The sequence below is a fragment of the Nibrella viscosa genome (assembly GCF_039541875.1).
GTDB classification, from domain to species: Bacteria; Bacteroidota; Bacteroidia; order Cytophagales; family Spirosomataceae; genus Nibrella; species Nibrella viscosa.
Map to the genome: position 1 here is coordinate 110222 of NZ_BAABHB010000012.1, position 19014 is coordinate 129235.

17 protein-coding genes are annotated in these 19014 nt (G+C 53.6%); 5 read left to right on the plus strand and 12 right to left on the minus strand.

The window, feature by feature from the left end:
- Positions 1-6: 6 nt before the first annotated feature.
- The 10 genes from ABD931_RS22715 to ABD931_RS22760 form a co-directional block, all read right to left on the minus strand.
- Positions 7-348 carry an NHLP leader peptide family RiPP precursor gene (locus ABD931_RS22715; RefSeq protein WP_345270286.1) on the minus strand — a complete coding sequence of 114 codons (342 nt, stop codon included), beginning with the start codon at positions 346-348 and terminating at the stop codon, positions 7-9.
- Positions 349-401: 53 nt separating this feature from the next.
- A complete protein-coding gene (locus tag ABD931_RS22720; protein ID WP_345270288.1) occupies positions 402-755 on the minus strand; it encodes an NHLP leader peptide family RiPP precursor in 354 nt (117 codons plus the stop codon).
- 28 nt (positions 756-783) lie between these two features.
- A complete protein-coding gene (locus ABD931_RS22725; RefSeq protein ID WP_345270289.1) occupies positions 784-1113 on the minus strand; it encodes an NHLP leader peptide family RiPP precursor in 330 nt (109 codons plus the stop codon).
- Between the two features lie 105 nt (positions 1114-1218).
- A complete protein-coding gene (locus tag ABD931_RS22730; RefSeq protein WP_345270290.1) occupies positions 1219-1476 on the minus strand; it encodes a hypothetical protein in 258 nt (85 codons plus the stop codon).
- A gap of 44 nt (positions 1477-1520) precedes the next feature.
- Positions 1521-3491: an adenylate/guanylate cyclase domain-containing protein gene (locus ABD931_RS22735; RefSeq protein ID WP_345270291.1), complete on the minus strand. Its 1971-nt coding sequence runs from the start codon at positions 3489-3491 to the stop codon at positions 1521-1523.
- Positions 3488-3664: a hypothetical protein gene (locus tag ABD931_RS22740; RefSeq protein WP_345270292.1), complete on the minus strand. Its 177-nt coding sequence runs from the start codon at positions 3662-3664 to the stop codon at positions 3488-3490. The genes ABD931_RS22735 and ABD931_RS22740 overlap by 4 nt, the downstream gene beginning before the upstream one ends.
- Before the next feature lie 387 nt (positions 3665-4051).
- Positions 4052-4231: a hypothetical protein gene (locus tag ABD931_RS22745; RefSeq protein WP_345270293.1), complete on the minus strand. Its 180-nt coding sequence runs from the start codon at positions 4229-4231 to the stop codon at positions 4052-4054.
- Between the two features lie 237 nt (positions 4232-4468).
- A complete protein-coding gene (locus ABD931_RS22750; protein WP_345270294.1) occupies positions 4469-7543 on the minus strand; it encodes a lantibiotic dehydratase in 3075 nt (1024 codons plus the stop codon).
- 253 nt (positions 7544-7796) lie between these two features.
- Positions 7797-8204 carry a response regulator gene (locus tag ABD931_RS22755; RefSeq protein WP_345270296.1) on the minus strand — a complete coding sequence of 136 codons (408 nt, stop codon included), beginning with the start codon at positions 8202-8204 and terminating at the stop codon, positions 7797-7799.
- A 272-nt stretch (positions 8205-8476) separates the two neighbouring features.
- Positions 8477-9598 carry a sensor histidine kinase gene (locus ABD931_RS22760; protein ID WP_345270297.1) on the minus strand — a complete coding sequence of 374 codons (1122 nt, stop codon included), beginning with the start codon at positions 9596-9598 and terminating at the stop codon, positions 8477-8479.
- Positions 9599-9716: 118 nt separating this feature from the next.
- Here ABD931_RS22760 and ABD931_RS22765 point away from each other — a divergent pair, with 118 nt between their 5' ends.
- Positions 9717-9959 carry a helix-turn-helix domain-containing protein gene (locus ABD931_RS22765; RefSeq protein ID WP_345241978.1) on the plus strand — a complete coding sequence of 81 codons (243 nt, stop codon included), beginning with the start codon at positions 9717-9719 and terminating at the stop codon, positions 9957-9959.
- A gap of 12 nt (positions 9960-9971) precedes the next feature.
- Here the strand turns inward: ABD931_RS22765 and ABD931_RS22770 are convergent, their stop codons facing one another.
- Positions 9972-10748 (minus strand): LytR/AlgR family response regulator transcription factor, encoded by a 777-nt coding sequence (locus ABD931_RS22770; RefSeq protein WP_345270298.1) that lies wholly within the window; start codon positions 10746-10748, stop codon positions 9972-9974.
- Positions 10749-10824: 76 nt separating this feature from the next.
- Positions 10825-11289 carry a hypothetical protein gene (locus ABD931_RS22775; RefSeq protein WP_345270299.1) on the minus strand — a complete coding sequence of 155 codons (465 nt, stop codon included), beginning with the start codon at positions 11287-11289 and terminating at the stop codon, positions 10825-10827.
- A gap of 173 nt (positions 11290-11462) precedes the next feature.
- Here ABD931_RS22775 and ABD931_RS22780 point away from each other — a divergent pair, with 173 nt between their 5' ends.
- The 4 genes from ABD931_RS22780 (at position 11463) to ABD931_RS22795 (ending at position 19005) form a co-directional block, all read left to right on the plus strand.
- On the plus strand, positions 11463-13436 hold the full coding sequence (locus ABD931_RS22780; RefSeq protein ID WP_345270301.1) for a helix-turn-helix domain-containing protein: 1974 nt from the start codon (positions 11463-11465) through the stop codon (positions 13434-13436).
- Between the two features lie 224 nt (positions 13437-13660).
- Complete coding sequence (locus tag ABD931_RS22785; protein ID WP_345270302.1) at positions 13661-14641, plus strand: right-handed parallel beta-helix repeat-containing protein; 981 nt, start codon at positions 13661-13663, stop codon at positions 14639-14641.
- A 121-nt stretch (positions 14642-14762) separates the two neighbouring features.
- Positions 14763-15200 carry a nuclear transport factor 2 family protein gene (locus ABD931_RS22790; protein WP_345270303.1) on the plus strand — a complete coding sequence of 146 codons (438 nt, stop codon included), beginning with the start codon at positions 14763-14765 and terminating at the stop codon, positions 15198-15200.
- Between the two features lie 118 nt (positions 15201-15318).
- Entirely contained in the window at positions 15319-19005 is a 3687-nt protein-coding gene (locus ABD931_RS22795) for a choice-of-anchor Q domain-containing protein (protein ID WP_345270304.1), read from the plus strand.
- Positions 19006-19014 lie beyond the last annotated feature (9 nt).

Here is a 19014-nt window from a genome sequence, read left to right on the forward strand (position 1 = left end):
TTTTAATCAATATTCAACAGTTGGAATTGGGTAAGTAGGTAATGTTGTAAGAATAGGTAAAGTAAAGATCGGCCAAATAGTAGTCCCTCCGGCTACGGCTTCGAGTTGCTCTTCATTTAGCTCTACATCCTCCGTGTTGGGTTTCGCCGGAATATTGATGTACACGGTACCTGCCTCGGTTTGGTCGCGTACTACCAGCGTCTTACCTTCAGGCAGGTTTAGTTTTTGGCCGGTCAGCTTTTCAATGGCGGCTACTGGATTGGTAACCAGCTCTGCTTTAAACTCAGCATTTTCCCAGGCTTCATTTACAACCTGACCATATAGCTTTTGTTCTTGTGTGAACTCCATGTTATTTACTTTTTTATATGACTGTAAAGTTCAATACGACCACTATAAATCACTTAAAACGTAGTTAAAATAATATCACCTGGCCATGGTGTTTTTGGTTTGAAAATATCAGGATAAGGAATACATCCATCCGGGCCATCGATTCCCCCCGCTACGGCTTCAAGCTGATCTTCGTTCAGCTCTACATCTTCCATGCTGTGCCGTGCCGGAATATTGATGTACACGGTGCCCTCATCCGTCTGATCGCGTACCACCAGGGTTTTACCCTCGGGCAGGCTGAGCTTTTGACCGGTCAGCTTTTCAATAGCGGCTAAGGGGTTAGCAACCAGCTCTGCTTTAAACTGGTGATCTTCCCAGGCTTTCTGTACGATCTCTCCGTACAGCTTTTGTTCTTGTGTGAACTCCATAGTTTGATTTGTTTGGTTTATTATTTAATTAAAGGGTAATGCAATCTTTTAAATTGGGGAATAGATTATTTACAAAATCGCTCCAGATACGCTGCCCGCCACCGGCTACCGCTTCGAGCTGCTCTTCGGTCAGTTCCATATTTTCAATCTCAGGCTCGGCAGGTATGTTTACGTATATTTTGGATTTATCAGTCTGGTCGGTAATCACTAGCGTTTTGCCCTCCGGCAGCTCTACCTTAACGCCCGTAAGTTTTTCAATTGCTTTTATTGGGTCGGCTATCAGCTCCTTCCTGTAGATGTTATCTTCCCAGGCTTTGGAGATAACGGCTTCTATTATTTCCTGTTTTCGCTGTTCCATATCTCTAATCTTATGATACAAAGTTGAATTCCTATTTTTCTATATGCCTGCCATTATATCTGCTAAAATTGACGAATGAGCGTAGATCGATAAACAGTTATACCATCACTTAACACTATTTCGGTGTCTAATTTCTTCTTCTATGCTTTTTTGTTTCTTGCTATAGTTACTACCAATTACAAGCGCAGAAGCCAGTAACCCTACTGTAAGAAAGAAACTCCCTTTACTTACAGCCGACCAGATGGCGACCCCTACAAAAAAGCCGATTAGCAAAGCGGGTATAAACTTTTGTGAGTTCAATTTTTGCTGGGCCGATACTAACTCGTCAAGTGTCATTTTTGAATAATTTTTATCCAGAAACATAGTGCAATCTGATTAAAATAGCTTTAAATTAGTGACCAACCGGGTTACACAACCTTTTCAACAAAATACATTCCTATCTCTCCTTTACCTTTCGCATGAACCTGCCCTCTGTACTCGAACAAAAAGCCATTTTCGTGCTTTATAAATTCGTATAAGGTTTCACTGATATTTACTTTTCCTGGTATCCCACTACTTTCAATCCGGCTGGCGGTATTTACCGTATCCCCCCATACGTCGTACTGAAACTTTTTGACCCCTACAATTCCGGCCACTATTGGTCCGGCGTGGATACCCAGGCGCATCTCAAAGGCGGGGCGCCCTACACGCTGGTTCTCGCCGACCCTCTGTGTCATAAACGCCTGCATCTCCAGGCCGGCCAGCACAATGTTCGTTAGCGAACGATCATCTGCATGCGGAATGCCGCCGGCCGCCATATAGGCATCCCCGATTGTTTTGATCTTTTCAACCTGGTACTTCTCGGCAATCAGGTCAAAGGCCTTGAAACAGGTATGAATCTCTTCGACCAGTTGCTGGGGCGTCATTTGTTCGGCGGTCTGCGTAAACGACTTGAAATCAGTAAACAGAATCGAGACCAGGTTGTACTCTCTGGCATTTACGTGGCCCTTTTCTTTCAGTTCTTCCGCAATTTCTTCCGGCAGAATATTCAGCAACAAGGCTTCTGACCGATCTTTTTCGACTTTCAGGGCGGCCCTTGATCTCCTGACGTAGTTGAGTTGCCACCCCAGGCCGGTCGCCACCAGCAGAATAAAGCCCAGCGATATAATAATCAGATTTCGCTGCTTTTCTTTTTGCTGCACCTCTTCTTTATGCTTCAGTTCAACGGTGTGCGCTTTCCTGACATAGGCAATGCTGTCGACCAGTTGTTGCTTCTGAAACTCCATGCTCATCACCTGATTGGCCGTTGCTGCCAGGTTCAGGCTGTCGTCGAGCGTGTTGGCCTGCTCGTAATATTGCAACGCCTGCCGGGGATTGCCTAAGGCTTTATACGATTGATACAGGCAATCGCAACCCCGTTTTTTTAACGAGACAGAACCCACCTTTCCGGCTAATTGTAAGCCATTCCGGCATTTGGTTACTGCATCTTTATGATTCGCCAGTTGATGCCGTATCCTGCCAATAGCAATTTGTGATTCTGCCTGGCTCTGCAGGCTGCCTATCTCATTTGCATAAGCCAGACAGCGCGTATAGTACGGTAGCGCCTGGGTGTATGCTGACTGCTCAAAATATAAATCCCCGAGGCTGGATAACGCCATTATTTGCAGTTGCTTGTCCTGCTTTTTATCGGCAATCTGTAATGATTTTCTGAAACTTAAGAATGCTTTATTGTACTTACCCTGCTTTAAATAAACATCGCCAATTGCATTTACCAATTGAGCGGTTCGCTCCTGGTTTTTTTCTTTTTGATATACAGCATACGCTTTGTCGTAGTACTTCATCGCATTGCTGTAATCTTTTGCTCTGGCATATATAGACCCAATATTATGGATTGCCACAGCCAGATTTCCGGTATCTCCTATTTCCTCAAAAAGAGCAGCCGCCTGCTTATAATGAGCCAATGCGTTAAGATAACTTCCCTGGCTGTTATATACATTACCAATATTATTCAGCGTTGAAGCCAGTCCTTTTTTGTCCTGTATTTTTTTAAACGTTTCAGCTCCTTTCTGAAAAGAAGCTACCGCTTTTGAAAAATCTCCGAGGTAAAAGTAGGTAATTGCCATGTAGTTAAAGCAATCCCCTACTTTCTTCCCGTCACCAATTTGCTGGTAGAGTTTTAAGCTTTTTTCGTACAACACCAAAGATTGCGGATAAACCTGCGTATCCTGGTAGTGAGTAGCCACATTAAAGAGACTATCGGCTACTTTCCTGTTAAGCGTCTCGTCTCTGTTTTCGGCTATCGTTACTTTCTGTGTTACGGTGGTTTGTGCATACAGCTTTACGGCTAATCCATTCATCAGACACAGCGTCAGCCATATGCACATCCACGGTTTCATCATCCCCTCACAAATGGATTAGAGCCATCACCCCCGCCCGATATAATATCCAACTGATCTTCGTTTAGTTCCACATCCTCTACGGACTCGGTAGGGAGGCTGGTCGCAACAATTGCAGCATCTTCCTGGTTGGCGATAACCGTTTTCTTGTCTTTCCGATCGTTTTGTAGTTCCATGATTTTTGTCTGTTTAAATGGTTTTTGCAAAGCAAAAATGCTCACGTATTCAATGAGAAAACTGACAAAAAAACTGACAAAACAGCACGTTCGCTACAGGTCCAGCCTTACTGTTGAGGCAGCTCCCCCGCTATAGGCACGGGGGAGCACTCCTGTCTTCTTACGCTACTATAATATATATTACTATGGATTTTTTTCCGGGGCAGCTATGGTGCTACGCTCCGGCTATCTACTACTATAGGTACTATGAGCACGCGTTTGTATACCTTATATCTAGCTATCGTGGCTTTCGGCGCTATTTATGCCGTAAAACTAGTTGTGGCTGCCAGCTATATCAATAACCTCAGGTTATACTTTATTCCCTCAGGTTATAAGCGCAGGCTTACCTCAGGCGGCTTCCTCCTGCTGCGGCAACGGCTCGTCTGCCGGCAGTTCCATACCGTTGAACAGGTCACCGGCCGAGACGATCCAGTTGTCGTCGAATGAGCCTATTTCGTCGGCCATCGAGTTATTGTCGTTGTTGATCCACACCTCAAAAGAGAACTCAGACTGGATGCGCTTTTTCATAATCGTACTTGTTTAAGGATTCATTGTAAATTGTCTTTTTGATTGATTTAGTGATTCAAAGTTGGTCGGTTATACGCCCGATTTCAATAACCGTTCGTTATAGTTTACTCCTTTTCGGCATACTTTATTCCCCTGCGTTATAAGACCTGAAAAAGCCGCCAAACACGGGGTTTGGCGGCTTTTTCAGGTCTTCAATCAGGCTGGTTACACTCAAGTCAGGATAAATCATGGTTGGGCTTACGCTTTCTGGCGGGCGCGTACCGACTCATAATGCCGGGCCAGGCAGTGGTACAGAACCAGTTCGTAGGCCCGCTGCTTCGACGGAAACAGCCGGTTTACCAGCATATGAATCAGGCTGGTAAGTATGGCGTAATGCTGCCGGGGCATAGCCGCGTGCGCCGTGGTCAGTTGATGCAGCAGACCGGCCTGTTCCTGAAAATACGGTTGCAGCTCCGACCCCGCCATAAACTCGTCGGTCAGGGCTTGTGCCAGCAGCACACGGTAGGTTCGGTATTTGTCGTTGAGTTGATGACGCAAGGCCGGTTCGCCCCCGAACTCATCAAAAAATTGTTCTTTCAATTGTTTCATCACGCGCAGCCTGTCGTGGGTCGACAGGCCGGCTGCGGCCAGCAGGGTATCAATTTTTCGGATGGCAAAGGCTACCCGCAGGTTTTCGTCGAAAGCGTCTCCGGTTTGGGCCAGAAACAGCAGCGTAGACAGACTGTCGGCATGAAACAGCGATTCGCACAGACCGATATGTTCCGTACTATAGCGCTCCAGTTCGCGCTGGTAGGTGTCTACCTGCACCCGATGCACCACGCCCGTTTCGATATCCTCGTGTAACCCCTCGGTCATGGCCCGCACTATGTACTGGTAAAACTCTACGTGCGGATTACCCCGGAAGCGCAGCCGCAGGTGCGGCTCGGGGTCTTTATACCGGACAAAAAAGAACTCCTGGATAACCCCCGACTTCAGCAATTGCCGGACCATCGGAAAAATAGTTTGCACCAGCAGGGCATCTGAGGTCTTTTCGCCGGTGTATAATTTCAGATAAAACCACTCGCTGCCCACCGAAAACCGCCGGGTGGGGTATCTCCCCTCAATGTGGCTCAGACCCGGCAGGGCCGGTGCCTGTGGATTGGTGAACGGGATAATGACCTCGTGGGTGAAGCGTTCGCCTTTTTGGCCCAGTGGGCAGCCGTCGGGGGTATTCAGAAACTCGACCAGCCGAATCTGAGGGTGTTTTTTTACCTCAGCCGCCAGGAGTTCGAGCGAGGCCGGTATGTGCAGCGAAATATACAGTTCGTTATCGCCCTGAGCCAACTGAAACTGCTGGGGCAGGCCGGCGGCTGTTAACTGCGATACCAGTTGCAGGGGGTTGTCGGGGGTGAGGTCGCGGCTCTGCAACTGCCAGGTCGCCCGGCTCAGAATCACGCTTTTATACTGTACGCGGGGCAGATACGGCTGCGTGTGCAACACGCCCCAGTTCCAGGCTATGTTCAGTTGCGCATCCTGATCCTGTAAATCGCACAAAAACCGGTAGATGGGTAGTCCGTTGGTGAAGTTATGGGCGGTGGTCAGGCGCGGAATAACCCGGCGGTTCAGCCGTTTCGAGCGTAGAATTATCGTATCGTTCCGGACCGAAATCATCAGGTCCGACAGCGGAATCTGGTAGTCGGTCGGTACCGACGATCGCCCCATATACGGAATTTCGTAGGTGTGGATGGTGGGGCGGGTTAGTATGTTACCCACGCGGTCTTCGGGCAGGTGCACAATTTCGGCAAAGATTACCTCGGGATGATGGGCTTCTTCGGCCAGGGCGGCCTGCCGAATCTGCTGCGCCAGTTCGGGACTACCCCCACCAAAACGGCCCATCAGATTCAGGGCCGATGGCCCCCTACAGGCCAGCAGCTTGAACAGAAAGTCGCCTTCTTCGAGGGCACTGGCCGAGCCGGTCACAAACGTACCGAATACGTAAAAGCTACTGGGCAGCGGTACCGCTCCCGTTTGCCGGCTTTCAATATAGCGCAGGTCGGCATCGGTCAGGGTAATTTCCTGGCGACCGGTACGCAGGGCATCGGCGTATTTATCCATCACAAACCGCTGCCACCAGTCCCAGCGTGTGGTATGAACCGTTTCGGTACTGCCAAACGTCAGGTCATCAATAAGTGGGGCATAACCTACTCCCAGCGTTGAGTTGGTACCGTAACCTACGCCAAACTCACCGTCGATAGCCGTAGCCAGAGGGACTTCTTCGTCTTCGTACCGGTTATAAAATCGTCGTTTGAACTCATCGAGGTCTGGGCTGTGGCTGGGCTGGTTCAGCACCATCAGTTTGCTCAGGTCACGCTGTAACTGCTCCATAGGCCGGTCGCCCAGCCGCAGGTCGGGGTTATCAAAGTACGTGTCGACCTGTACGATATCGGTGCTGGTGAGCGGTATGCCCTGCCCGGCAAACCACGCCCGAATGGCTGCGTAGGTCTCCAGGCGGTCGGGCTGGTCGAGCAGCGTTTGTAACCGGCGGAGAACGTCGGCCGCCGGCTCCGCCCCCGGCAGGCCGGCGATGTGGTGGGTCAGCCAGCTCAGGTAGTGTGTTCCCGTTACGGTCGGTTCAATCTCAAAAACCAGCAGTTGGCTTTCAATCAGTTGTTCAACAAATTCTTCGGCTTCGTCAGCATAGGCGCCCATATCCATCAGCAGGGTAGCCAGATCATGAATGGTAGCGCCTGCGCGGGCGGCATCCAGGGTAGTGGTCAGGTACTGATTGGCCTCCACAACACTGATAAAATAATGCCCTCCGTCGGGTTCGACCTGCTGCTCAACGTATCGAAGGGCTGCGCCAACCGAATAGATGGATGAGTTGGGAAACAGCCGCAGTTGCAACCGGATGGCCGGCTGGTTGAGGAGCCAGCTTCGAATAGCCAGCAGGTAATACATATCAATGCGGGTGTGGGTCCGCATGGTCTGGGTGGTACCCGCCCGGAGGTTTGTCTGCCCCCCTAAGGTACCGACCGAACAGCCGGCAAAAAGACCATATGGGGTTGGTCGGCTACACATCCTGACAAAATACTTGTGCAGCGTAGCGATTAGTTTATCCGGGTCCGAGACGGTGTTTCCGGTCAGCCATTGCTGCAGCCGCTCGTAGAGCGCGGGCGAGGCCACCCATATAGCCTGCTGGGCAACAGGCTGTAGGTAATGCTGCCGGAGGAGACTTTCCAGCGACTTTTTGAATACCTGATTGTAGAAATAGGCAAGATGAGTAACAGGAAAGGTGGGTTGACGCAACACAAAGAAACCCTTTGGCTTGAGCATGTGAAGCAGTTTTAGAAATGACTCTATATTGACCCTAAAGCAGTGTGGATAAAATAGTTATCAAAACTTCGGGCCAAGCAGCTATGATACAAAAATTTCTACCCAACACAAAAAAGTGTGCAAACAAAAAGTTTTTGATAGTATAAAAAAAGTATCTCCCAACTTAAAAATGATTAACTAAATCGTGGAGGTTCCAAACACAAAAGCCCCCAACCGACCGGCTGAGGGCTACTGAAAGGGTAGTGGCAGGCAACTATCCGAACTGCTCCACGTAGCGTTCCATACTCTGGGCGAAACGCTCAAACGAAAACGGTTCGGTCAGAAAATCGAATGGTCGCAGGGCCAGATGGCGGTATAGGTGTGCTGGATAGGGTGAGGTAACAATAACACCCGGGTGCTGCCGCAGCGTGACCAGAAATGACTGGGGTAAATCGGTATCCGGGTCGGGCAGACGCAGGAATACCGGCGCGCAATCACCTGATGCCAGATACGTTAGCATCTCTCCCGAAAACGAACCGGCCTGTCCCAGATTCAGCCAGCCGGTTCGCTGGAGGTAATGAACAAGCTGACTTTGGCTCGCTTTAGAATAGTTTATAATAAGATAGGTCCGCAACGTTTTATAGTAAGGTGAGCCAATCACAAATTTTGCTTGAATCGCCAATGTTACGTTGTCTGGCTGGTTTTGTCTTCAGACTAACAATTCGCTCTTTTTTCAGCATGATACGAGAAACAGAAGTAGTGGCTTGCTTTTTCATGATTAACTAAAATTATACGTTTGGATGGAATGTTGCTATAGACTTTTATCCTGGCTGGATGGTATCAAAGATAGCCCCTGCGGTAAAGGCAATTCAACTAATTTAGACAAATACTACCCTGTATTTCGACCAGTGAGCTGTTTTTTTCGACCAATTTCGTCATCAGGTATTGGCCGAATCAGTTGGTCAGCGTCACGGTTAGCTCAACCCGGTAGGTTTGCTCACCGGCAGTGACCGATAAAGCATAGGCCTTTGGGTGCATAGCGTCTAACCTGCGTTTTACGTTCGTTAAGCCAACCCCGCCCTTTCGCTTACTGTCCACCGGCTGATCCGCCCAACGGCGCTGGGGTGGAACGCTGTTCTCGACCACAAACCGAAGTTTATTGGCCTGAATAGCCGCGCTTACCTGCACAAAAGCTGGTCCACCGGCTCCTTTGATGCCGTGCTTAAACGCATTTTCAACAAAGGCGATCAGCAGCAGGGGCGCAATCTGGTACGATGCCGGATCGCCCTGCTGCTCATACGCAATTTGTACCGCTTCGCCCAGCAGGCGGTTGCGTTCCAGATCGAGGTAGTTCTGGATATATGCCAGTTCTTTTTCCAGGCTAATGCGTGGCACATCGGCCTCATAGAGGTTGTACCGCATCAGTTCCGACAGGCGCAGTACCAGATCGGCGGCCTGTTCGTCGGTCTCGAAAACGCGCCCGTAGACGCTGTTGAGGGTGTTGAACAGAAAATGGGGGTTAACCTGAGACTTCAGAAAACTTAACTCCAGCGCGTATCGCTCACGTTCGGATATGCGCAGGCGCTGCTGATACCTGAAGACATCACTCACGGCTTTGATGAACAGAATAATGGTAGGCACAAAAAAACTGTAGGCATAATTCCAGAAAAATACGCGCAGGCTGGTGAAGCAACCGAACCAGCCTGCCTCGGTGAGCATCGCTGCTATCTTCGGAACATACGCATCGGAACGAAAGGGAGGGCCGCCCGATAAGGTCACCAAAAACGTAAACTGAACGCGATTAGTCTGATAGATCAGGAGAAAAATTACGCCCAGAATCAGCAGAAACACGCCGTAGCGTTTCCGATAAAGGAATTTAGGATAAGCAACGTAACCGACAGTGTAATAAATGGCTAGCGTTTGCAGAAAAGACGATAAAGATGCCCAGGCCACAACGGTTTCATTGGCTTTCAGCAGACTTGGGCTGAAATAGTACCGTTCAAAGGCGTACAAACTTAGCCACAACAGCACATGGGTACCGACCCTGATAACTCGCCGGGGAAAGTTATTAATCATAGGTTCTGCTACATTGGTCGAAAAAAACAGAGCATTGGTCGAAATAAGTTTTAGGGAGCGCCGGTGTCAATTTCTTTTGTATCCGTCGAACGACCCAACTCTGATAACTAGCTCTGACATGAATCCGATTGCACTCAAACTCCGCAAACTCCGCGAAATTCACGGCTATCCGCAGGAATATGTTGCCTTTCACCTGGGTGTGAGTCAGGCCGCTTACAGCAAAAAAGAAACCGGCCGTACCGAACTTACCCTGAGCGTGCTACAGCAGGTATCGGCTCTGTACGGCATCAGCCTGATGGACCTCATCAACCTGAACCTACAGGAACTGGTTATCACGGCCGTTCAAAAGCAGGTAGCCTGAGGTACAATACACTTACAATCTGTTTTTTGTCAGCTTCTCAATAACGGATTCGCGGTAGGTCACGCCAATCTGTACGCGTTTTTGCCCGTCAATGGTGGTAATCAGGTTCCCGTCGATTTCTTTGATGGCCTGCATGCGCACAATAAATGACCGGTGCACCCGCAGAAACTGCGAAGGGGGCAGCATCTCCTCCAGCCGGCTCATGGTCATATGGGTGATGAGCAGCTGATCGGTAAGCTGTAGCCGGATATAATCTTTCATCCCCTCGGCAAAGACAATATCGGTAGGGGCCACACGAACCAGCTTTTTATCAGTCTTAATCAGGAAATACGGTACGTTTTCGCGGGGATCCGTATTTTCCATCAACTGCCGTTTGGCGGGCGGGCGTGTAGGTATGGGCGCGCTAGGGTCTACCACAAAGCCCAGCCGTTTGGTCACGCGGTTGATAGCCTCCAGAAATTTATCGAAACCGGCAGGTTTGAGCAGGTAGTGTACTACCGACTCGAAGCCGTAGGTCTCGGCGGCAAACTGGGGCGAAGCCGTAACCATAACCACCACCGGATGCGGTTGCGGCAGCGACCGCAAAAACTCAACACCCGTCATATAGGGCATTTCAACGTCCAGAAACAAAATATCAGGCCGGAGTTCCTGCACCTTATCAAGGCCTTCGAATGGGTCCGTGCTTTTGCCGAGCAAATTCAGATACGGCACCCGCTCAATGTATTTGGTCATGATATGGTGGGCGCTCCCTTCGTCATCAATCAGATAGCAGGTAAGTTTTTCGGACATAAACAAATAGCAAGCAGGAACAATCCATAGCGTCTGTTCACCAGCGGAGAAACCGGGACAAAAAACCTTTGCCGGCTCAGGAGCGGCCGTTGCCCGACTGTAGAATTTGTAAGATCAGATCAACTTTCTGACTTATTCCATTTACATCCTGCCGCAGTTCATTCATATCCTGCAGCAGTTCAGCCTGACCCTGCCGGAGTTCAGTCACGTCCTGCTTCAGTTCAGTCACGTCCTGCTTCAGTCCAGTCACGTCCTGCTTCAGTCCAGTCACGTCCTGCCGTATCTCGGCAACTTCATTTAGCAGAAACTGAATATGATCGCTTTGGGTCGTAGCAATATCGATCACCTGACCCAGGGTTACCTGCGTATGGCGAACCTGCGCGGAAACCTGCCGCACCTGGGCAGATACCTGGTTTATCTGAGCGGAGTGCTCATCCTGCTTGGCTAGTATCTCGGCAATTACCGGCTCCAGTTGGTTCAGTCGTTGTTCGGGGGTCATGAAAACAAATATAGTAAAATTCAGGCCAACCGGATGATTCATGCGGCAAAACCGGTTATTCAGTACGTATAAATATCCTCTGCTCCGCCTGACAGGATATACTTATACTTTTCGCAAAAAATGTATAACTTTAGGACTGATTTCTGTTTAAAACGTAGCCAGCACCAGGTGTGTGTATTGACTGACAACGGGACATACTGTCCGGCTGCCAATTTATGATTAGTGCTGACCAGGATTTTATTATACGGCTTACCGAATACGTTGAGGCTAATCTGGAAGACTCCGCGCTGTCTGTTGACACTCTATGCCGCCAGATGGGGGTCAGCCGTACGCAGCTTCACCGGCTGGTCAAGGAGCAAACCGACTTGTCGACCACGCATTTTATCCGCAAAATCCGGCTCGATCAGGCTTATCGGCTCCTGACCACCACCGATCTGCGCATCGCCGAAGTAGGCGACCGCGTGGGCATCGGCAACCCGCAGAACTTCAGCAAATACTTTACCCAGCAGTTTGGCGTCAGCCCCTCCGCCCTGCGCCGGAACCGACCCGAGTCCGACCTGGAAATTCCGGCCAGCCCCGAACTTACAACCGACCCGGAACCCGTCGGCAACGTACCGATTGAGTCGGAAATGCCCGAGCCGACCATTCAGGCACCGGAACTACTGACCAAGCCCGCTCCCCCCGTCGGCCCACCATCGGCCCACCAGGCCATCAGCCGCCGGTTCTGGTGGGTAGGGCTGACCCTGCTGGCCATCCTGGTTGGATGGCTGGGTAGCCAGTTTCTGCTACAGCCACCGGCCGATGGGTCTCCGACCCGGTCCGGCAACTCCATTGCCGTGCTGCCCTTCCGCAACATGGGTCCCTCGGATACCGACTACCTCGTCGACGGCATCATGGATGACCTGCATACCGAGCTGTCGCTGGTCGATGGCCTCAAGGTGATTGCCCGCACGTCGTCCGATCAGTACAAAGGCGCAAAAAAAACGGTCTGGCAGATCGGCGACGAACTCCAGGTGGCCCACCTGCTGAAGGGCAGCGTGCTGAAGAACGGCGACCAGCTACAGGTAAAACTGGAGCTGCTCCGCACCCGCGACGATATCCGGCTATGGTCAAAAACCTACGAGGGCACCTACAACGATCTGTTCCGGATCACCAGCCGCATGAATCAGGAAGTGCTCCAGCAACTCAGCCGGGCCGCGCTAGGCCAGCCTACCAACCGGACCGTCCCGCGCCGGCACACCACCAGCCTGGCCGCCTACAATGCGCTGTTGCAGGGCCGCCAGTTGCTGGCCACCCGCGCAGAAGCCAAAATCCGGGCGGGTATCGTAAAACTGGACGAAGCGCTGACCTACGACCCCAACTTTGCCGAGGCCTACGCCTACAAAGCCTCAGCCTGTGAGTTGCTGGGCAACCTGGGTTATACCACCAATCCGGCCATTTACCGACAGGGCCTGCAGTACGCGCAGCAGGCTATCCGGCTCGACAGCACCAACAGCATGGCGTACGGAGCCCTCGGCAGTCTGTATGGCGATCTGTATCAGTGGACACTGGCCGATGCCGCGTTCCGGCAGGCCCTGCTCTACAATCCCAACGATGCCCAGGCCAATTACTGGTACAGTCTGCTGCTGCGGGCGCTGGGCCGTCCCGCTGAAGCCATCCCCTACAGCACCAGAGCCCTTGAACTCGACCCGCTCATGCCGGTCATCGTGGCCGGGCATGTTATCAACTGCGCCTATGCCGGCCGCTTTGACCTGGCCGAACAATGTCTCAACACCAGTAAACCTCTGTTTAACGACTCCTTTCTGTTTCACTTCAGCCAGGGTATCTGCGCCATGATTAAAGGAGACTACCCGCTGGGCGAAACCACGATGCGGCACGCGATACAACTGAATCCCCAATACACCAACCATGTGCCTTCCCTGCTCTACTGCGCAGCCCGACAGGGCAAGACCGACGACGCCCGCGCGTACCTGGCCGCTACGCCCGACACCCCGGCCCGGAACCTGTACCTGAAAGCCGTGGTGTATGCCGGCCTGAACGACCGCGCCAACTGCCTTCGCTCCCTTAAACAGGCCGCCGACGAAGGTTACATCTACAAAGACCTACTGCTGTTTCCGCCCTTCCGGCCCTACCACCGCGAGCCGGTGTTCCAGGATATTCTGCGCCGGTACGGCCTGCCGGTGAGGTAGCCGGAACATTAGACCAACTCTTTGGAACAATAAACTAAGTCCGGAAACAATACGCCAAGTTATTGGCACAATAGACCAACAGCTTTTTTGGACCAGGGACGAAGTTTGTGACAACCAATCAAGTTGTTACAAACACATTTATGTCGCTACGTCTCGCTGCCTTCTTCTTTTTGCTGTTTACCGGCACATTTTTCCAAACGTTGGCCCAACCTAACCCTACACCTATGATCCGGTACGTAAAACCCGGCGGTACCGGCGACGGTAGCAACTGGACCCAAGCCGCCGGTAACCTCCAGCACACCATCAATGCCGTGGCTGCGGCCGGGGGTGGTCAGGTCTGGGTAGCCGCCGGCACCTACATTCCGGCCGGTGCGCCGGCCGACCGGACCGACCGGACCGTGAGCTTCCGGATGCAAAACGGTGTAGCCATTTATGGTGGTTTTGCCGGAACCGAAACCAGCCTGACCGAACGTCCGTTGATTGATCCGCTGATGGGTCGGCCTTCCTCGACTACCCTCAGCGGGGATATCGACGGCGACGGCACGCCGGCCGGCAACAGTTACCATGTCTTTTACCACCCCATCGGCACCGGTCTGGACCATACGGCCGTGCTCGACGGCTTTGTCATCACCGGCGGCCATGCCTGCGACAGTAGCCAGGTTGATGCCACTATGGGCGGAGGCATGTATAACCACGGTTCCAGCCCCGAATTGGTCAACTGTATCTTTGTGGGGAACACGGCGGCCGGCGCGGGCGGAGGCCTCTACAACGACTACTACGCCAGCCCCACGCTGGTCAACTGCCGCATCACGGCGAACTCCGCTTTTGCCGGTGGAGGCATCTATAACCTTTCGTCCTGTAACCCGTCGCTGCTGAGCTGTAGCTTTCTGGCCAATACGGCCACCCTGGGTGCCGGTATGTTCAACAACACCAACGCCAGTCCGGGGCTGACCGACTGCCTTTTCCGGGCCAACTCGGCGCAGACCGGTGGTGGTGTCTATAACCTCAACGGATGTAGCCCCACGCTGGTCAACTGCCGCTTTGTAGGCAACTCGGCCAAAGGTGCCGCCCTGGTCAGCCTCTTTTCTTCCCAACCCAACCTGCTGCACTGCCAGTTCAGCGATAATCAGGGTAAGCACATCATTTTTACCGACGAAACCAGTTCGGTAGGAATATTAAGCCAAGTTTTTGGAACAATAGACTAACTATCCGGAACAATAGACTAAATCCGTGTGGCCGGCACGGGCTATTTTTGGCTGTTGATCAGGTGTCTTTGTTCATTCGTCCATTGGTTAATTGGCTGGCTACGCCTAAACCCTGTCTGCTATGAAACATTCCGTCCTGCTTCTTCCGGCCGGGCCACGCTTGGCCGGGCCACGCCTGGCCGGTATGGTGCTGGCCGGCCTGCTCACGGCCTGTGTGCCCACCGGACCCGCCGATCTCGAAGCGGTTCAGCAGCAAAACATCCGGGTGGTACGGCAACTCGAGGCCGGCCTCAACCGCCAGGACTGGGCGGGTGTGGCCCGGCTCTACGCCGAACGGGTGCGCTACAAAGGACCCCATACCCGCTACCGGGAGGTAGAGCAGACGCCCGGCCAGGTGGTGGCGGCTTACCGGGGCTATCACCTGGAGATTACCCAGCTCTACGCGGCCTATGAACACCATGTAGTAGTGGAGGGGCAGCTCAGCCACGGGCCACCCCAGCCGGTCTGTCTGATTTACACCATCGAAAATGGCCGCATTACCAGGCAATTCACGTATTAACCAACTGAGCACGCTTCATCCATGACTATACCCTTTGGCTTACCAAGTGATGAGGCCGCCTGAATGACCGGCCTCCTGCCCCTGCTATTCTACGTTCATCCGTAAAACCAAAATGATTATGCCCTTTCTTTTCTACGTGCTTACTCTCCTGCTGCTCGGTTCCGCTACGACCCAGGCAGCGGTACCACCCACCACCCAAAACCCTTTGCGGCAACTCATACTGGGCAAACTTGGCCACCAGCCAACCGTCACCCTCGACCTGTATGTGATGAGCCAGTGCCCCTATGGCGTGCAGGCCGAACAAACCCTGATCCCGCTGGTCAAAGAACTTGGTCCCAAAGTCAGTTTCCGGCTGCACTACATTGTAGCCCCCGCTGCGGGTCAGGGCGCTTTCCGCAGCCTGCACGGACCAGCCGAAGTAGCCGAAAATATCCGGCAACTCGTCATTGCCGAACGCTTTCCGGCCCGGTGGCTCGACTATCTGCTGGCCCGAGCCGATAATTACCGGAGCGACGACTGGCAGGCGGCCGCCCGGCGGGTCGGCATTGATGTGGGTGACGTGCAACGCCTGACGCAACTGCCCACGGCCAGCGCCCGCCTGTACCCCCACAGCCGGCAAACGGCGGAACGCCGCATTCGCAGTTCGCCCACGGTGCTGGTCGATGGGGAGCTTTACCGGGATGCCCTGAAGGCCCCGACCGCCAGGGTGGGTGCCAGTTGCACCACCGATGCCGAATGTAACGACGATAACGCCTGTACGAGTGACCGCTGCGATCTGGAGCTAGGAAAATGCACCAATACCCCCATCAACTGCGACGACAGCAATGCCTGTACGCTGGATCGCTGCGATCCATTAACGGAATGCTCATATGAACCCCTGAACTGTGATGATAATAATTCGGCAACCCTCGATAGCTGTGATCCGAAAAAGGGCTGTTTAAATACCCTTGTGAGCCGGGTTTACGTGAATCAGGCCGTTACCGCGAGCGGAGACGGAACAAGCTGGGGGCAGGCCTTCAAAACCCTGACCGAAGCACTAACAGCGGCCAATACCTACGCCAGCATCACCGAAATTTGGGTAGCGAAGGGCCTCTACAAGCCCACCTCCAACACGGCCAACCGGGGGGCCAGCTTCTCGATGAAAAACAACGTAGCCATCTACGGCGGCTTCAACGGTGATGAGAAGAGTCTGGCTGCCCGCCCGGCCATCAACCCCGTAACAGGCAGCCCTAGCAGCACCACCCTCAGTGGCGACATTGATGACGATAGGACACTCAATGGAAATAGTTACCATCTGTTCTACAATGATGGCGTGGACAACACAGCCCTCCTGGATGGCTTTGTCATCACCGGCGGCAATGCGGATGATAGTGGCATCATCAACTCCGGCGGGGGCATCTTCAACTCAAAAAGCAGTAATCCTAGCCTGACCAACTGTAGCTTTGTGGGCAATCAGGCTACTTATAGGGGCGGGGCCATTTACAACCAGGGTATCGGTCTGAAGCTGACCAACTGTAGCTTTGTAGGCAATCAGGCTATCGGTATCAGTAGCAGCACCAACGAAGGCGGGGCCATCTTCAGCGGGGGCAGCCTGAGCCTGATCAACTGTAGTTTTGTGAATAATCAGACCACCGGTAGCAGCAACAGCAACGCCAGCCGGGGTGGGGCTATATTCAACATAAGTAGCCTGAGCCTAATCAACTGCAGTTTTGTGAATAATCAGGTTTCCGGTAGCAGAATCATGCGGGGCGGGGCCATCTACAACCAGAGCGGCAGCAGCAAGCCCAGCCTGATCAACTGTAGCTTTTTGGGCAATCTGGCCACCGGAAGCAGTAGCAGCACCAACGAAGGCGGGGCCATCTACAACGATATCTTTAGCAGCCTGGGCCTAACCAATTGTAGCTTCCAAAATAATTCGGCTAGTGGGGGCGGGGCCATCTACAACAATGGCAGCAGTCTGAGCTTGACCAACTGTATAGTCTGGAACAATGGCGGCAGCAAAGCCTTTTTCAGTAACGGCGGCAGCAGCACGGTCACCTACTCACTTTTTGACAACACCACCAATGTAGGCATTAGCGAACCGGGTAACCTGACCACCGCCGTCTCGCCCTTCTCGTCCACCAGCAGCGTAGCGCTTGCCGCCGGTTCGCCGGCCATCGATGCCGGTAGTGATGCAGCTTACACGGCAGCCAACGGACCCGCTACGGACCTGGCCGGCAACTCCCGCATCAAGGGCTGCCGCATCGACATGGGGGCTGTGGAGTACCAGGATAACAACAACCAGCCACTGGCTTTCACCCAACAGCCGCCGGCGGCTACGGCCGTCTGTGCCGGGGCCGGTGTGTCGGTGCCGGTTAGCATGACGGGGACCGTCAGCGGCTACCAGTGGTACAAAGATGGGGGTGCCGTTACGGGGCAGACCTCGGCCACGCTCACGCTGAGTAATGTACAAACCAGTGATGCGGGCAGCTACTCGCTGGTCGTGACGGGTGCCTGCAACTCGCTCACCTCTACCGCCTTCAGCCTCACGGTAAATACCCCGCCCACCAGTGTCAGTCTAATCGGCAGCGGTCCGCTCACCTGTGTCCAGACCAGTGTTACCCTGACCGCTACGGCCGGCGGAGCCGGTAGTTATACCCTCAGCAACGGGCAGACCAACAACACCGGTGTATTTGTGGTCACCCAGCCCGGCCCTTACACCGTTACGGCCGCCAGCACCAGCGGCTGTTCGGCTACGGCTACTACCACCGTCACCAGCCACACGGCCACGGCCACCATCAGCAACTTTGTGGCGGGCTCCAACCCCCTGGCGCTGGGTCAGCCCTTCAGCCTCACGGCCCTGCTCAGCCAGGCAGCCAACGGTACACCGGCCGTGATTGCCTGGGGCGACGGCACCACCACCGCTGGTAGTGTGAGTGGCGGGCAGCTCACCGCCCAGCGCAGCTACACCTCCGCCGGGGTCTACTCGGTGACTGTCAGCCTGGCGGGCAACTGCCCCACCAGCCGCGTCTACCAGTACGCCGTCGTCTACGACCCCACCGCCGGCTTTGTTACCGGGGGCGGCTGGATCGACTCACCCGTAGTAGATGCGACCATCTGTGCCAGCTGCACCTTCATGCGGGTGGGCGGCAAGGCCAGTTTCGGCTTTGTGGCCAAGTACCAGAAAGGCAAGAGCCTACCCACGGGCGACACCGACTTCAAGTTTGAGGCTGGGGGGCTGGTATTCAGGAGCACGGCCTATGAGTGGCTGGTGGTGGCCGGCAGCAAGGCGCAGTTCAAGGGCACAGGCAGCATCAACGGCCAGGGCGGCTACGGCTTCATGCTGACGGCCACCGACGGTGATCTGGGCAAGGCGAAAGGCCCCGACCGCTTCCGCATTAAGATCTGGCAGACCAGCAGCAACCAGACCGTGTATGACAACCAGTACGGAGCCGACGACACGGCCGACCCTAGTACGCAGATCGGGGGTGGCTCGATTGTGATCCACGACCCCAACAGCAAGAACGCCCGCCAGGCTGCCGGCCTGGAGCCGGTGCTGGTAGCCGATGCGGTACTGCTGAGCAGTGCTCCTAACCCGGTGGCCGAGCGCACCACGCTGCGGTTCATGCTGCCGCAGGGCGGGCGCTACCAACTGGCGGTGACCGACCTGCACGGCCGGGCGGTGGCGCAGTGGCCGGCGAGTGTGGCCGAAGCGGGCGTAGCGTATGAGGTTACCTGGGAGCGGGGCCAGACACCCGGCGGGGTGTATGTGGGCCTGCTCCGTAGTGAGCAGGGTAGCAAAGCCATCCGCCTGCTGCTAAAGTAGTCACCTGAA

Coding starts and splice junctions, on each gene's coding strand:
- ABD931_RS22720 (WP_345270288.1), bottom strand. CDS start 755: ATGGAGTTCACACAAGAACAAAAGCTGTACGGAGAGATCGTACAGAAA.
- ABD931_RS22780 (WP_345270301.1), top strand. CDS start 11,463: ATGATTAGTGCTGACCAGGATTTTATTATACGGCTTACCGAATACGTT.
- ABD931_RS22725 (WP_345270289.1), bottom strand. CDS start 1,113: ATGGAACAGCGAAAACAGGAAATAATAGAAGCCGTTATCTCCAAAGCC.
- ABD931_RS22715 (WP_345270286.1), bottom strand. CDS start 348: ATGGAGTTCACACAAGAACAAAAGCTATATGGTCAGGTTGTAAATGAA.
- ABD931_RS22765 (WP_345241978.1), top strand. CDS start 9,717: ATGAATCCGATTGCACTCAAACTCCGCAAACTCCGCGAAATTCACGGC.
- ABD931_RS22730 (WP_345270290.1), bottom strand. CDS start 1,476: ATGTTTCTGGATAAAAATTATTCAAAAATGACACTTGACGAGTTAGTA.
- ABD931_RS22785 (WP_345270302.1), top strand. CDS start 13,661: ATGATCCGGTACGTAAAACCCGGCGGTACCGGCGACGGTAGCAACTGG.
- ABD931_RS22775 (WP_345270299.1), bottom strand. CDS start 11,289: ATGAATCATCCGGTTGGCCTGAATTTTACTATATTTGTTTTCATGACC.
- ABD931_RS22745 (WP_345270293.1), bottom strand. CDS start 4,231: ATGAAAAAGCGCATCCAGTCTGAGTTCTCTTTTGAGGTGTGGATCAAC.
- ABD931_RS22790 (WP_345270303.1), top strand. CDS start 14,763: ATGAAACATTCCGTCCTGCTTCTTCCGGCCGGGCCACGCTTGGCCGGG.
- ABD931_RS22735 (WP_345270291.1), bottom strand. CDS start 3,491: ATGATGAAACCGTGGATGTGCATATGGCTGACGCTGTGTCTGATGAAT.
- ABD931_RS22740 (WP_345270292.1), bottom strand. CDS start 3,664: ATGGAACTACAAAACGATCGGAAAGACAAGAAAACGGTTATCGCCAAC.
- ABD931_RS22760 (WP_345270297.1), bottom strand. CDS start 9,598: ATGATTAATAACTTTCCCCGGCGAGTTATCAGGGTCGGTACCCATGTG.
- ABD931_RS22750 (WP_345270294.1), bottom strand. CDS start 7,543: ATGCTCAAGCCAAAGGGTTTCTTTGTGTTGCGTCAACCCACCTTTCCT.
- ABD931_RS22795 (WP_345270304.1), top strand. CDS start 15,319: ATGCCCTTTCTTTTCTACGTGCTTACTCTCCTGCTGCTCGGTTCCGCT.
- ABD931_RS22770 (WP_345270298.1), bottom strand. CDS start 10,748: ATGTCCGAAAAACTTACCTGCTATCTGATTGATGACGAAGGGAGCGCC.